The following is a 14,584-nucleotide window of genomic DNA, read 5'->3' as shown; positions in this document are numbered from 1 at the left end:
CATGACTCATCGCCTACTTGTAGGCCTTGGCCGCGTCGGACTCCAGCTTCGCCTGAGCACCCTTGATGTCACCCGGGTTCTTCACCAGGCCCCGCAGGTCCTCCCACTCACCCTGACCCGGCGTACCACCGAACGCCGCCGGCGCCTGGTCGGACATGTCATACCGAGCCGAATCCCCAGCCGCCTGCATCTGCGCCACCAACTGCTTGGTCAGCGCATCCGGATACGCATCCGGCTTGACGTTCTTGTCCGGAGAGATGTAACCGCCGCCCTTGGCCCACACCGTGCCCGCCTCCGGCGAAGCCAGATACTTCATCAGCGCCATCGCGCCCTTGCTGTCCTTCAGCGCGACCGCCGTGTCACCACCCAGCACCGCAGGAGTCGTCGACCCCGCCTTGGGGAACGCGAACACCTTCGCGTCCGTACCGACCTTCGCCGACGTCGTCCCGATGTTCGCCGCCGCGAAGTCACCCCCATAGACCATCGCGGCCTTGTTCTTACCGAACGTGTCCGTCACCGAACCATCGAACTTCTGCTGCAACGCACCCGAAGAACCGCCCGCGATCATGTTCGACTTACCCCAGACCTGCACCAGCGTCTGCAGAGCCTTGGTCACCGACGCGTCGGTCCACTTGATCTCGTGCTTGGTCAACTTGTCGTACATGTCCGGACCCGCCTGAGACAGGTACACATTCTCGAACCAGTCCGTCAGGGTCCACGCATCCCCCGACCCCGCCGCCAGCTCCAGCGGCGTCGAACCCGCATCCGACAACGTCTGCGCGGCCTTCGTGAACGAAGCCCAATCCGCCGGCGGCTGCACACCCGCGTCATCAAAGGCCTTCGACCGGTACCAGATGATCGACTTGTAAGCCGCCTTCACCAGCACCCCGTAGGTCTTCCCATCGACCGACCCCAGCTCTTTCCAGTACGGGGTGTAATTCGCATCGATCGTCGACGCCACATCCGCCGACAACGGCTTCAGATCACCCTTCTTCGCGTACTGCGCCACCAGACCCGGCTGCGGCAGAATCGCGATGTCCGGCGGCTGCTTCGCCTGAATACGCGGCCCCAGATACGCATCGGTGTTCTCACCCGTCGACGCGTAATTCACCTTCGCACCCGTCTGCTTCTCAAAAGCAGACAACACCTTCTCGAAACTCGCCTGCTCAGGACCCGTCCACTTCGCCGCGACCTCGATCGTCACCCCCTTCAACTCCTGCGCACCGGCGCTGGAGCTGGGAGAGGACTTCGAGTCGCTACCGCCACAGGCGGACGCCGTGAGGAGCAGTCCCGCTGCGGCCGCCGTGGCGGTCCATCGCGTATTGGTTCTCACTCTTCTTCCTCCTTGGCCTCGCCGGCGTCGGCGGTGTCCGCCTCGGCGGTCTCCGGGGGAGCCTCGTCCGCCGTCTCCACCGCGGGTTCGGCGTCCCAGATCGACTTGCTCGTGTCCAGGTCGAAGAAGTGCAGCCGGGCCGTGTCCACGTGCACGTCGATGGAGTCGCCGACCTGGACCTCCGTGCGGGGGCTGAACCGCGCCACCACCGTCGTGTGCGGCGTCTCCAGCGTGCCGAGAACGTCGGTGCCCGCGTCGCGTGCGAGCTCCTTGGTGTCCTCGGTCACGACCGTCGCGGCCTCCATGCCGAAGTGGACGAGCACGTCGGAGCCCATGGCCTCGACGAGCTCGGCGGTCGAGGTGAGCCGGGTCCCCTCGCCGCCCGGGCTCAGCCTGGCGTCCTCCATGTCCTCGGGCCGGATGCCGACCACGACGGAGCGCCCGATGTAGTCGCGCAGTGCGGGCCGCCGCTCCAGCACGCCGGCGCCGACGCGCAGCTCCTGCCCGCCGATCGAGAGCCGCATATCGCCCTCGGTGCCGCTGAGGTCGCCCTTGAGGAGGTTCATCGCCGGGGAGCCGATGAACCCGGCGACGAACAGGTTCGCGGGCCGGTCGTACAGCTCCTGCGGCGCCGCGACCTGCTGCAGCTCGCCCTTCTTCATCACCGCGACCCGGTCGCCGAGCGTCATCGCCTCGGTCTGGTCGTGGGTGACGTAGATCGTGGTGACGCCGAGGTCGCGCTGGATGCGGGCGATCTCCGCGCGCATCTGCACGCGCAGCTTGGCGTCGAGGTTGGACAGCGGCTCGTCCATCAGGAACGCCTGCGGCTCACGGACGATCGCACGGCCCATCGCGACCCGCTGCCGCTGGCCGCCGGAGAGGTTACGCGGCCGGCGTTCGAGATGGTCCTCCAGGCCCAGCGTCTTGGCCGCCGCGTCGACCCGCTTGCGGATCACGTCCTTCTTCATTTTGCGCAGGGTGAGCCCGAACCCGATGTTCTGCCGGACCGAAAGATGCGGATAGAGGGCATAGCTCTGGAAGACCATCGCGACGTCGCGATCGCGCGCGGGCACCCGGTTGACCACCCGGCCCCCGACGCTGACCCTTCCTTCGGATATCTCCTCGAGCCCGGCCACCATCCGCAGCGCTGTCGTCTTTCCGCAGCCAGACGGCCCGACGAGTACGAGGAACTCGCCGTCCGCGATGTTCAGATTCAGATCGCCGACGGCACGAGTGCCATCGGGATAGACCTTGCCAACTCCGGCCAGGACGACCTCGGCCACCGCGCCTCCTCATAAAAAATGACCCAAGCGCGTTCCAAGAACGCGTGCCAGAGTTCCTACTCCCCCCTTGCAGGGGCCGCAAGATTTAGCGTGGGAGAGCGCTCTTCGTAAAGAGATCGTTATCTCGGCCGCGTCAACCGGCGGCCGATCACGACGCGCTGAACCTGATTCGTCCCTTCGACGATCTGTAGCACCTTTGCCTCGCGCATATACCGTTCGACCGGAAAGTCGCTGACATACCCGTAGCCGCCGAGTACCTGCACGGCATCGGTGGTCACGCGCATCGCGGTGTCGGTCGCGAACAGCTTGGCCATGGCCGCGTGCGTCGTGTAGTCCAGACCCGCGTCACGCCGGCGCGCGGCGCTCAGGTAGAGCGAACGCGCCGCCTCGACGCCCGTCGCCATGTCGGCGAGCATGAACTGCAGGCCCTGGAACTCCCCGATCGGCCTGCCGAACTGCCGGCGCTCGCGCGCGTACGCGGCGGCCGTCTCCAGGGCCGCCCGCGCCACGCCGACCGCGCACGCCGCGATGCCCAGCCGCCCTCCGTCGAGGGCGGACAGGGCGATCGGGAACCCCTGACCCTCCTCGCCGACCAGGTCCGCCTCCGGGACCCGTACGTCGTCGAAGACCAGCTGGGCGGTGGGCGAGGAGCGCAGGCCCATCTTCTTCTCCGGTGCCGCCGGGCGCAGCCCCGCGGCGCCGGCGGGGACGTGCAGGCAGGACACCCCACGGCTCTTGTCGGCCGACGTACGTGCGAAGACCGTGTAGAAGTCGGCCTGCCCCCCGTGGGTGATCCACGCCTTGGTGCCATTGAGGGTGTAGGTGTCACCGTCGTGGTCGGCCCGCGTGGCCAGCGCGGCCGCGTCGGAGCCGGAGTGGGGCTCGGACAGGCAGTACGCGCCGAGCAGGTCGCCGCCCAGCATGTCCGGCAGGCTGCGTTCGCGCTGCTCCGCGGAGCCGTACCGCGCGATGGGGAAGCAGGCGAGCGTGTGCACGCTCACGCCCATGCCGACGGCGAGCCAGCCCGCCGCCAGCTCCTCGATCACCTGCAGATAGACCTCGTACGGCTGGCCGCCCCCGCCGAGCTCCTCGGGGTAGGGCAGGCCCAGCAGCCCGGCCCGGCCCAGCGTACGGAAGACCTCACGGGGGAAACGGCCGGCCTCCTCGTCCTCGGCCGCGCGCGGCGCGAGCTCGGCCTCGACCAGTTCGCGGGTCAGGTCGAGAAGGTCGCGGGCCTCCGGTGTCGGCAGCTCACGATCGACCGGCGGTAGCAGTGGGCTCATCGTCACGCCTCCCCTGCCACCCCTCGACGCTGAGGAGTGGCTCGGGAAAATAGTAGGACGTCCGACTAACGTGATGCGCCCCGGGATGAGCCGCCGCGCGTCAGCCGTCCACGATGACCAGGTCACGGGTCACGTTGTTGACGCTTTCATGACCTTCGGGCGTGCACACGACGATGTCCTCGATGCGGGCGCCGTGCGCGCCGGGGTAGATGCCCGGCTCGATGGAGAACGCCATGCCGGCCTCGAGCGGCTCGGTGTTGCCCGACACGATGTAGGGCTCCTCGTGGGTCTCCAGGCCGATGCCGTGACCGGTGCGGTGGATGAAGTACTCGCCGTAGCCGGCCGCCGCGATGACGTCGCGTGCCGCCGCGTCGACCGCCTCCGGCGTGACCCCGGGGCGTACGGCGGCGCGGGCGGCGGCCTGGGCCTCCTGGAGCACCGCGTAGTAGGCGCGGAAGTCCGCCGGCGGCTCGCCCACGGCGTAGACGCGGGTCTCGTCGGAGCAGTAGCCGCTCGGCATGGTGCCGCCGATGTCGACCACCACGGGATCGCCGGGCCGGATCACCCAGTCGGAGAGCTCGTGGTGCGGGCTGGCGCCGTTCGGCCCGGATCCGACGATGACGAAGTCGGTGACCGCGTGTCCCTCCGCGACGATGGCCTCGGCGATGTCCCGGCCCACCTCGCGCTCGGTCCGGCCGGCCTTGAGCAGACCCGGCACGAGCCCGTGCACCCGGTCGATGGCCGCGCCGGCCTCGCGCAGCGCCTCGACCTCGATCGCGCTCTTGCGCATGCGCAGCTCGCGCAGGACCTTGCCGGCCGCGACCTGCTCGGCGCCCGGCAGGGCGGCGCGGAACCGCAGCGCCATGACCGCCCACATGCGGTCCGCCACACCGACGCGCGTCACGTCGCGGGGCAGCCGCGCGGCCACCAGCGCGAACGGGTCGTCGGTCTCGTCCCAGGGCACCATCTCCACCCCGAGGCCGGCGGCCGGCGACGCCTGCGCGGCGGGCAGCTCGAGCCGGGGCACGACGAGGAACGGATCGCCCGTGGCGGGCACCACCAGGCACGTCAGCCGCTCCAGCGGGGTGGCGTCATAGCCGCTGACGTAGCGCAGGTCGGGCCCTGGCGTCAGGAACACCGCGCCCAGCCCCGAGTCGGCCACGGCCTGCCGCGCCCGGCCGAGGCGTTCGGGCTCGAACGATGATGTCGCGCTGGTCAAGGGGCCACCTCTCGTCGGTTGAGGACCTGCTGACGCGCAATCTACCCCGCCCCGGCCGCCGCCACGGCGGCGGGCACGCGGCCCCGGCACACCCCCGCGCGCCACACGAACGAATGCACGAATGACCGCTCTGTGCGATCGCTTCATAACAGAGGGTGGGAATCGCTACGATAGAACCCGCGCGCGTTGCACGCACAAGGCGATCGCGTCCTTCAGATTCCGTCTCGCATCCGCTACGACCCTTCCGGAAACCAGGTCCGATTCCATTCTGCCGGCCCGGCATGACTACTCTGAGTCGTCGTCCGGACGCAGACGATCACCATTGAAAGTGGTCCCATGGGCATCCCTCACGGCAAGGACGGCGGCGCAGGCGACCGGCGCGCCGCCACCCTGGCGGACACGGTCGACCGGCTACGGGCCGAGCTGGAGCAGCTGCGCTCCGCCGCCGGCACGACGGCGGTCCTCGAACAGGCCAAGGGCCTCCTCTCCGAACGCCTCGGCTGCGGTCTCGCCGCGGCCCACACCCATCTCCTGGAGATCGCGCGCGACAGCGGCGTCACTCCCGAGGTCGCCGCACGGCTGCTGCTCACGCCCGAGCCCGGCGGCGAGGGCAGGCCCTCCCCCGGCGGCCGGACCATCCCCGACCTCGTCGCGCGCCTGCGCGCCGTCTCGCGTACGCCCGCGGCGCCGCCGCCCGGACCGGCGCCACCGGCGGCCGGCGGCCTGGGCGAGCAGATCGAGCAGACCCAGCGCATCGGCAACCTGGGCTGGGGGCTGTGGGACCTGGCCGGTGGCCGGATTTACTGGTCGGACCAGCTCTACCGGATCTTCGGCCGGGATCCGTCCGAGGGCCCGCTACCGCTCGACCGCCTGCCCGAACGCGTCGTCGCCGGCGACGTCCCGCTGGTCGTGCACCTGGTCCGCACCCTCCTGGACGGCAGCGAGAAGGTCGACAACGAGATCCGCATCCTGCGCGGCGAGGAGACCCGCGACGTACGGCTGATGGGCGAGCCGGTGCTGGACGCGTTCGGCATGCCCGCGGCGGTCCGCTGCATCTGCCAGGACATCACGCGGTGGCGGCTCGGCGAACGCGCCCTCAAGGCGTCCCGTGTCCAGCTGGAGCGCCGTCTCATCGCGGCCGAGCGCCATCAGGCGATCGAGATGCAGCGTTCGATCCTTCCGCTGCCCGACGGCATCGTGACCAAGCCGGGCCTGCGGGCGGCCGTGCGCTACCTGCCTGCGGGCCACTCCGCACGGGTGGGCGGCGACTGGTACGAGACGACGGCGATCGACGGCGAGGGCGTGTTCCTCGCGATCGGCGACGTGTCCGGCCACGGCCTGACCGCCGCCGCCGCGATGGCACGGCTGCGCAACGGCCTGAGCGGCCTGGCCTTCTCCGGCGCGCCGCCGGACCGCCTGCTGGGCTGGCTCAACCGGCTGACGCTGCACTGGCCCACGTCGCTGACCGCCACCGTGCTGGCGGGCCGGTACGACCCGGCCCGGCGGATCCTCACCTGGGCCCAGGCCGGCCACCTGCCGCCGCTGCTGATCCGCGACGGCAAGGCCATCACCCTCGACCCGCCGGAGGGCATCCTGCTCGGCGCGATGGAGATCCCGGAGTTCGAGCTCGAGACGACCTCGCTGGAGCCGGACGACCTGCTGCTGCTCTACACCGACGGCCTGATCGAACGCCGCGAGCGCGGCCTGCAGGAGGGCCTGGACCTGCTGATCCGCGCGGCCTCGACGGCCGACAGCTACGACCCGGAGGGACTGCTGGACCACGTCCTCCGTGCCTTCGGCGCCCCCAATCCCAACGACGACACCTGTGTGGTCGCCATCCAGATCGAATGACCGCGGGGGGCCGCCCGGCCTGCCAAGATGGGGGCGTGGGTGGACTCATGCTGCTAGACACGCCATCGCTGTACTTCCGCGCGTTCTTCGGCGTGCCGGAGTCGGTGACCGCATCCGACGGCACGCCGGTCAACGCGATCCGCGGGCTGCTCGACATGATCGCGCGGCTCGTACGCGACCGGTCGCCGCACTCGGTGGTCGCCTGCATGGACGCGGACTGGCGGCCGCAGTTCCGGGTCGACGCGCTGCCCTCCTACAAGGCACACCGGGTCGGGCCCGACGGCGGTGACCAGACGCCGCCGGCCCTCGGCACGCAGGTCCCGCTGATCGAGGAGGTCCTTGCGGCGTTCGGGATCGCCCAGGTCGGTGCCGCCGGCTACGAGGCCGACGACGTCATCGGCACGCTCGCCACCCTCCAGGACGGCGAGGTGGACATCGTCACCGGCGACCGCGACCTGTTCCAGCTGGTCCGCGACGACAAACCGGTGCGGGTCCTCTACACCGCGCGCGGCATCAAGGCGCTCCAGGTCATGGGCGAGGCCGAGGTCACCGACAAGTACGGCATCCCGGGGCGCGCGTACGCCGACTTCGCGACGCTGCGCGGTGACCCGAGCGACGGGCTGCCCGGCGTGCCCGGCATCGGGGACAAGACGGCCGCGGCACTGATCACGAGATTCGGCTCACTGGAAGGGATCGAAAAGGCCCTTGAGACGGGTGATACTTCCGGATTTCCCGCCGGAAGCCGGCTCAAGCTGGAGAAGGCGCGTGACTACCTCGGCTCGGCTGAAATGGTCGTCCGCGTGGTCACCGATATTCCCCTTCCGGACATCGATGCCCGTCTGCCGAGCACTCCGCGCGCACCGGAACGCCTGGTCGAGCTCACCGACCGATGGAATCTTGAAGGGCCCGTCAACCGCTTGCTCGGGGCTGTCAAAGCGGTATCCGACTAATGCGTTGATTGCGCGTCATATGGCGCAGTGTTCTGGACCGCCCGGAGTTTTCATTCAGTGAGAGGCGCACTGAAAGTTGCGCCAAAAGAACTGAGAGGCGGCCATGACGACGATGCTCAGCGGGCGGACACCAGCCTACCCGGGGGACGACGGGGCGGCGTTCGGCGGCGTGAGTGCGATGTTCGCAATGGTCCAGCGTTCCAATCACGCGACCGCCTTCGCCGGATGGATCGTCGCCACCGGCGCCATGGGGCTGGTCGTGCAGGCCCGCACCCTCGAGTCGGCGAGCCGCGCGCCCTACAGCGGCCTGCTCTTCGCGGCGCTGGTCCCGGTGCTCGCCGCCGGAACCCTCGTCGTGATCCTCCTCGTACGCGCCGCGCGCCTGACAAGGGCGGCGCAGGAGGAGTTCTACCGCTTCATCGCCGAGATACCGGGCGACGCGCCGGAGTTGTGCGCGCCGGCCGTCCTGCAGCTGCAACGGCTGACGGCGGCCACCCGTCACCGCGAGACGCTCACCCAGCGGGCGCTGATCTGGGCGTACGTCTCGGGGACCGCCCTGCTGGCCTGGAGCGCCATTGCCGTCGCGATGGCGTCGGGCCATTAGGGCACCACATACTGGCCGGCATCCGGATCGTGAAAAAACCGCCCCACTCCTCATGAGCCGGGTGCCGGCCCCCTAGACAGGCGTCCCCTTTATTAGGTCCACTGGAGAAAATGAGGTTCAATGGCGAACCTCTGCCGGGACGGGTAGACGGGAACTCGGTGCAGGAGACCCTCGCGAACAGACACGGTTTTTGGCAGGCACTGAACGAGTCCGAACGGACCGCGCTCCGCGCGGCCGGCCGGATCCGTGAATACGCGGCCGGCGCGCTGCTGTGCAGTCAGGGCGCCGACCCCGACCATGTCCTGATCATTCTGGACGGCTGGGCCAAGGTGACGGCCGGACGGGCGGACGGCCACGAGGTCATGTTGGCGATCCGCGGACCGGCCGACACGATCGGCGAGAGCGGCTGGCTGAACGGCCGCCCGCGATCGGCCAACGTCAAGGCCCTCAACCGGGTCCGCGCGCTGGCGGTCCCGGCCGAGCAGTTCGCGAACTTCCTCAACGGCCACGCCCACGCGGCGCAGGTGCTCGCCCGGGTGATGGTCGGCCGCATGGACGACGCCGACCGCCGGATGACGTCCCAGGTGGGCACGAGCGGCCCGAAGCTGCTGGCGCTGCTCCTGCTCGACCTCGCCGAGCGCTATGGCGTCGACGGCCCTGACAGCGCCGTGGCGCTGCCGCTGCCGCTGACCCAGCACGAGCTGGCCACGATGATCGGCCGAGCCCGTGAGACGGTCGCACGCGCGCTCACAGTGTGGCGCAGGGACGGCGTCGTCGTCACCCAGCGCATGCGGATCCTCATCACCGACCCCGACGCACTACGCGAAGTGGCCGAGGCCGAGGACGACTGACCGCCCGGCCACGCCCCGCTCCGTTACCTGCCCGGCCTCAAGTGCCGGCGCCGCCATGCTCCCGTGCGTCGGCCCGTCCTTCGGAGCCTCCCCTGGCCTGACCCCCACGGTCCACGCGACCAGGAACACCGTCGCCTGCGACGGGAGCGAGGTCCGGCACCACGAACCTGAGCCGCACTCGACCGAGAGATCCGGCCGCCCACGGCCGCGACCTCCACCTCGCCGCGGCCGGCCGCACCGCCCTGGCCGGTGTGGGTCCACCGGCCTGATGCCATTGCCAGGGCAGGGAAACCCTGGTGGTCGTCGACGCCGTGCCGGGTGACGTGATGGCTAAGGCCGGTTCGGGCACCACCGGCCACGGTGCCCGGCAGACACGGTGTCCCGCCCGGCAGATACCGTGCCCGGCAGATCCGACATCCGGGCGATCCAGGGCGTGACCGACGACGAGGAGTGGCGCCACCACCGTCGCGCCGATCTCCGCACCGGGCAGACCGGTCACCGCTTCGACGGACGCTCCGCGAGATCGGACGACACGGGCGCTCCGCGAGACCGGACGACCTCGATGTTCTCGGCGACCGGCTCCACAGCTGCCGACGGCTGCGCCGCGTCCCGTGCTCGCCGCGGGTGCTCAGGCCACCGAGGAGTAGGCGACCACCCCGCGGCGCATCGCGTCCATCGCCTTGCCCGCCGTGTCGCGGATTCCGCTGCCGCGCGGCGCCGCGTCAGCGACCTGGCCGAGCAGGTCGAGCAGCTGCTTGACCCAGCGGACGAAGTCGCCCGCGGTCAGGTCGGCGTCGCTGAGCACCGCGTCCAGCTGGTGCCCGCGCGCCCAGCGGTAGGCGGCCCACACGAAGCCCATGTCCGGCTCGCGCAGGAAGTCCACGCGGTGGTCGCGCTCGACCTCACGCAGGTCGTCGGCCAGGCGGACCATCTCGGTCAGCGCCTCGCGTACCGGGCCGCCCGGGATGCGCGGAGTCTTGCCGTCGTCGGCCTGCCGCGACTCGTAGACCAGGGCGGACAGGGTCGCCGCCAGCTCGGCGGAGTCCAGGCCGTCCCAGATGCCCTCGCGCAGGCATTCGGCGGTGAGCAGGTCCGACTCGCTGTAGAGACGGCCGAGGCGGCGGCCCGCGTCGGTGACGCGTTCGTCCTTGAGGTAGCCGAGCTGTTCGAGCACCGCGCACACCCGGTCGAACGTACGGGAGATCACCTGGGAGCGGCCCTCCACCCGGCGCCGCAGGTCGGCGGTCTCGCGTTCGAGCCGAAAGTAGCGTTCGGCCCAGCGGGAGTGGTCCTCGCGCTCGGCGCAGCCGTGGCACGGGTGCTCGCGCAGCCGCCGGCGCAGCTCCACGATCTCCGGGTCCTCTCCCGCCGCCTCGCGGCGCCTCACCGGCCGTTCGATCTCGATCCCCGCCGTCTTGTTGCGCAGCGCGGAGGCCAGGTCACGGCGGTGCTGAGGCGACTTGCGGCTGAACGACGCGGGGATCCGCACGCGCTCGACCGGCTCGACCGGACCGCGGAAGTCCATCAGCGCCAGCTGCTTGACCTGGCGGTTGACGGTCAGCACCAGGGGCGAGGGGTCGTCGACGCGCTTGGCCCCGCCGGGTTCGAGGACGAGCGCGACACCCGCCCAGCGGCCGTTCGGCACGACGATGACGTCACCGGCGCGCAGGCGTTCGAGCGACCGCGCGGCCTCGGCGCGCTGCGCGCCCGTACGCTCGCGGGCCAGCGCCTTCTCCCGGTCCGACAGCCGCCGCCGCAGCCCGGCGTACTCCTTGAAGTCCCCGAGATGGCACGTCGCGGCCTCCAGGTAGCCCTCCAGGGCCTCCTCGTTGCGCCGCAGCTGCCGTGCCAGCCCGACCACGGCACGGTCGGCCTGGAACTGCGCGAACGACTCCTCCAGCAGCGTACGCGCGCGTTCGCGGCCCACCTGGCCGACGAGGTTCACCGCCATGTTGTAGGAGGGCCGGAAGCTGGAGTTGAGCGGGTACGTGCGGGTGCCGGCCAGGCCGGCCACCGATCCAGGGTCGACTCCGGGGGTCCACAGCACCACGGCGTGGCCCTCGATGTCGATGCCGCGGCGTCCGGCCCGCCCGGTGAGCTGGGTGTACTCCCCCGGCGTCAGGTCGGCGTGCATCTCGCCGTTCCACTTGACCAGGCGTTCGATGACGACGGTGCGTGCGGGCATGTTGATGCCGAGGGCCAGCGTCTCGGTGGCGAAGACCGCCTTGATCAGGCCCTGGGTGAACAGCTCCTCGACGATCTCCTTGAACGTCGGCAGCATCCCCGCGTGGTGTGCGGCCAGGCCCCGTTCGAGCGCGGCACGCCACGTCCGGTAGCCGAGGACGTCCAGGTCCTCCTGGGGGATGTCCGCGGTGCGCGCCTCGACGTGCGCGCGGATCTCCTCGGCCTCCTCCTTGGAGGTCAGCCGCAGGTTGGAGTACATGCACTGCTCGACGGCGGCGTCGCAGCCGGCCCGGCTGAAGATGAACGTGATCGCGGGTAGCAGCCCGGCACGGTCGAGGCGGTCGATCACGTCCGTGCGGGGCGGCGGCCGGAACCGCTGGGGCCGGGCCTCACGCCGGCGGCCGCTGCGGCGGTTCTGGTTGACCTTCGTACGGCGCAGGTCGTCCAGGGCGAAGCGCCGCAGCGCCGGGTTGACCTTGGTCTGGTCGTCGTCGACGAACAGGTCGTACAGGCGGTTGCCGGCCAGCATGTGCTGCCACAGCGGCACCGGGCGGTGCTCGTCGACGATCACGGTGGTGTCGCCGCGTACCTCCTGCAGCCACTCCCCGAACTCCTCGGCGTTGCTGACCGTCGCCGACAGCGCCGCGAGGCGTACGGACTCGGGGAGGTGGATGATGACCTCCTCCCAGACCGGGCCGCGAAAACGGTCGGCCAGGTAGTGCACCTCGTCCATGACGACGTACGCCAGCCCCTTCAGGGTCGGGGAACCGGCGTAGAGCATGTTGCGCAGCACTTCGGTCGTCATGACGACGATGGGCGCCTCACCGTTGATGGTGTTGTCCCCGGTGAGCAGGCCGACCTTGTCGGGCCCGTAGCGGCGCAGCAGGTCGGTGTACTTCTGGTTCGACAACGCCTTGATCGGCGTGGTGTAGAAGCACTTCTGCCCGCCCGCGAGCGCCAGGTGGACGGCGAACTCACCGACGACGGTCTTGCCCGACCCGGTCGGGGCGGCGACGAGCACGCCATGGCCGTTCTCCAGCGCCCGGCAGGCGTCGACCTGGAAGAAGTCGAGGTCGAAGTCGTAAAGGCCCTGGAACTCCGTCAGCGCGGGCGTGAAGCCCGCCACGCGCTGACGGTGCGCCGCGTAGCGCTCCGCGGGGGTGGTCATGGTCCAAGCCTACGGAAGTGCCGGGCATGCGACGGCAACGCTCCCGCGATCAAGACCGCCGTCAGGACCGTGGCGTGTCCTCCAGGTCGTCGTCGCTGTCGTCGTTGTCCCGAAGATCCAGCGGGGACGCCTCGTCGTCGGACAGGTCCGCGTACACGTCGGGGCGGCCGGCCTTGCGGCGGTCGTGGAAGTAGGCGATGACCTCGGCGACCTCGAACAGCACGACCGTGGGCAGCGCCAGGGCCAGCATCGTGAAGGGGTCCTGGCTGGGCGTCGCCACGGCGGCGAAGACGAAGATGCCGAAGACCAGCGTGCGCCGCCACTTTCTGATGCGGGCGTGCGTCAGCACTCCGGCGAGGTTGAGCACCACGACGAACAGTGGCAGCTCGAACGTCGCCCCGAAGATCAACAGCATCGCGACGGCGTAGCTGAGATAGCTCGTGATCGTGACGAGGGGTATGACCTGGTCCGGGGTGAAGCCGAGCAGGATGCCCAGGCCCTTGTCGAGCGTCTCGTAGGCCAGGAACGCGCCCGCGGCGAACAGCGGGATCGCGCCGCCCATGAAGACGTAGGTCCAGCGCCGCTCGCGGTGGTACAGCCCCGGCGCCACGAACGCCCAGATCTGGAACAGCCAGATCGGCGAGGCGAGCACGACCCCGATGATCAGGCAGATCTTCAGCCGAAGCACGAACGGGTCGAGGATCCCCGTCGTGGTCAGCGCGCAGTGGCCGTTGAGCCGGTTGGACTGCGGGATCTTGCAGTACGGGTGTTGCAGGACGCGCCAGATCGGGTCATAGAAGATCCAGCCGACGATGCCTCCTGCCAGGATCCCGACCATGGCCTTGAGCAGGCGGTTGCGCAGCTCACGAATGTGCTCGATGAGCGGCATGCGCCCATCTGGGTTCGGCGCAGGGGCGGCACGCCGCCGGGACACCTTCATCGCCGACATGTGGTTATGAGCTCCGGCTCGTCAGTCAGGAGTGCTTGCCCTGCTCCGTCTGGTGCAGCGGCACGCCGTTGACCGTGGTGCTGTCGCCGCCGCTCTGGGGGGCGTTCAGCTCCTGCGGCCCGGCCTGGGCCTCCAGGCGGGCGGCCTGCTCACGCAGCCGTGCGGCCTCGGCACGCGCGTCGTTCGGCGCGGTCTGCTTGTCCTCATCGTCGTTGATCAGGCCCTTGGTCTCGGACTTGAAGATGCGCATCGAGCGTCCGAGCGAACGTGCGGCCTGAGGCAGCTTCGCCGAGCCGAACAGCACCAAGATGACGACCGCGATGATCGCGATCTCCCACGGTCCAAGATCCATGACAGTCCTCTTCAGCAGTGGCCGGTTCTTCCCCGATCGTACGCCGTCCGGGCCGGTGGCTCACTCCCGCGCCCGCTCCAGACGCTGTGCCGCGACCGAGAGCGCCGAACGTTTCGGCTCCAGTCGCTCCCTGGTGTGCCGGAGTTCACGGCCGAGGCCGCGGACGGCGGCGAAGACCTTGACGGCACAGGCCGCGATGACGAGCAGACCGGCGAAGGCCAGCCCGATGAACACCATCACCCACAGCACACGCCGAGACTACACGCCCCGTAGTGCCTGTCTCGAGGTCCTCGGTCCGGGCCGCGCCCCGCGTGAAGCCCACCCGCGTGAAGCCCACCCGCGTGAAGCCCACCCGCGTGAAGCCCACCCGCGTGAAGCCCACCCGCGTGAAGCCCACCCGCGTGAAGCCCACCCGCGTGAAGCCCACCCGCGTGAAGCCCACCCGCGTGAAGCCCACCCGCCCGGGGGTGCCATCCCACTCACATTGTCCAGCCGGAACGGCCGCAGGCGAAAGTGGAGCGGGATTCTGTGGATAACCCCAGGTGGTGCCACCCAGG

The 14,584-nt window shown here is 70.2% G+C and carries 12 protein-coding genes; 4 read left to right on the top strand and 8 right to left on the bottom strand.

Going from position 1 to position 14,584, the window contains the following annotated elements; translation table 11 throughout:
• Positions 1–13: 13 nt before the first annotated feature.
• The 4 genes from FB559_RS35860 to FB559_RS35845 form a co-directional block, all read right to left on the bottom strand.
• On the bottom strand, positions 14–1,333 hold the full coding sequence (locus tag FB559_RS35860; RefSeq protein ID WP_141961346.1) for an ABC transporter substrate-binding protein: 1,320 nt from the start codon (positions 1,331–1,333) through the stop codon (positions 14–16).
• On the bottom strand, positions 1,330–2,616 hold the full coding sequence (locus tag FB559_RS35855) for an ABC transporter ATP-binding protein (RefSeq protein WP_141961345.1): 1,287 nt from the start codon (positions 2,614–2,616) through the stop codon (positions 1,330–1,332). Before FB559_RS35855 ends, FB559_RS35860 begins: the two co-directional genes overlap by 4 nt.
• Positions 2,617–2,735: 119 nt before the next feature.
• Entirely contained in the window at positions 2,736–3,899 is a 1,164-nt protein-coding gene (locus tag FB559_RS35850) for an acyl-CoA dehydrogenase family protein (protein ID WP_141961344.1), read from the bottom strand.
• 100 nt (positions 3,900–3,999) lie between these two features.
• Positions 4,000–5,118, bottom strand: coding sequence for a M24 family metallopeptidase (locus FB559_RS35845; RefSeq protein WP_246122358.1), 1,119 nt, complete (start codon positions 5,116–5,118; stop codon positions 4,000–4,002).
• A gap of 336 nt (positions 5,119–5,454) precedes the next feature.
• Between FB559_RS35845 and FB559_RS35840 the strand changes: the two genes are divergently transcribed.
• The 4 genes from FB559_RS35840 (at position 5,455) to FB559_RS35825 (ending at position 9,374) form a co-directional block, all read left to right on the top strand.
• Positions 5,455–6,969: a SpoIIE family protein phosphatase gene (locus FB559_RS35840; protein ID WP_141961342.1), complete on the top strand. Its 1,515-nt coding sequence runs from the start codon at positions 5,455–5,457 to the stop codon at positions 6,967–6,969.
• A gap of 47 nt (positions 6,970–7,016) precedes the next feature.
• Positions 7,017–7,919 (top strand): 5'-3' exonuclease, encoded by a 903-nt coding sequence (locus FB559_RS35835; protein ID WP_246122356.1) that lies wholly within the window; start codon positions 7,017–7,019, stop codon positions 7,917–7,919.
• Positions 7,920–8,022: 103 nt separating this feature from the next.
• A complete protein-coding gene (locus FB559_RS35830) occupies positions 8,023–8,523 on the top strand; it encodes a hypothetical protein (RefSeq protein ID WP_141961340.1) in 501 nt (166 codons plus the stop codon).
• A gap of 110 nt (positions 8,524–8,633) precedes the next feature.
• Positions 8,634–9,374: a Crp/Fnr family transcriptional regulator gene (locus tag FB559_RS35825; protein WP_141961339.1), complete on the top strand. Its 741-nt coding sequence runs from the start codon at positions 8,634–8,636 to the stop codon at positions 9,372–9,374.
• A gap of 628 nt (positions 9,375–10,002) precedes the next feature.
• Here FB559_RS35825 and FB559_RS35820 read toward each other — a convergent pair.
• From FB559_RS35820 to FB559_RS35805, 4 genes are all read right to left on the bottom strand, one after another.
• Positions 10,003–12,726, bottom strand: a complete 2,724-nt coding sequence (locus FB559_RS35820; protein ID WP_141961338.1) for a DEAD/DEAH box helicase — start codon at positions 12,724–12,726, stop codon at positions 10,003–10,005.
• Between the two features lie 61 nt (positions 12,727–12,787).
• Complete coding sequence (gene tatC / locus FB559_RS35815; RefSeq protein WP_246122354.1) at positions 12,788–13,615, bottom strand: twin-arginine translocase subunit TatC; 828 nt, start codon at positions 13,613–13,615, stop codon at positions 12,788–12,790.
• 85 nt (positions 13,616–13,700) lie between these two features.
• A complete protein-coding gene (gene tatA, locus FB559_RS35810) occupies positions 13,701–14,027 on the bottom strand; it encodes a Sec-independent protein translocase subunit TatA (protein ID WP_141961337.1) in 327 nt (108 codons plus the stop codon).
• Positions 14,028–14,087: 60 nt separating this feature from the next.
• On the bottom strand, positions 14,088–14,276 hold the full coding sequence (locus tag FB559_RS35805; protein ID WP_141961336.1) for a hypothetical protein: 189 nt from the start codon (positions 14,274–14,276) through the stop codon (positions 14,088–14,090).
• Positions 14,277–14,584: the final 308 nt, after the last annotated feature.

Source organism: Actinoallomurus bryophytorum (assembly GCF_006716425.1).
Classification (GTDB): Bacteria; Actinomycetota; Actinomycetes; order Streptosporangiales; family Streptosporangiaceae; genus Actinoallomurus; species Actinoallomurus bryophytorum.
The sequence above is the reverse complement of the archived record's forward strand: the minus strand, read 5'-3'. Positions and strand labels throughout refer to the sequence as shown.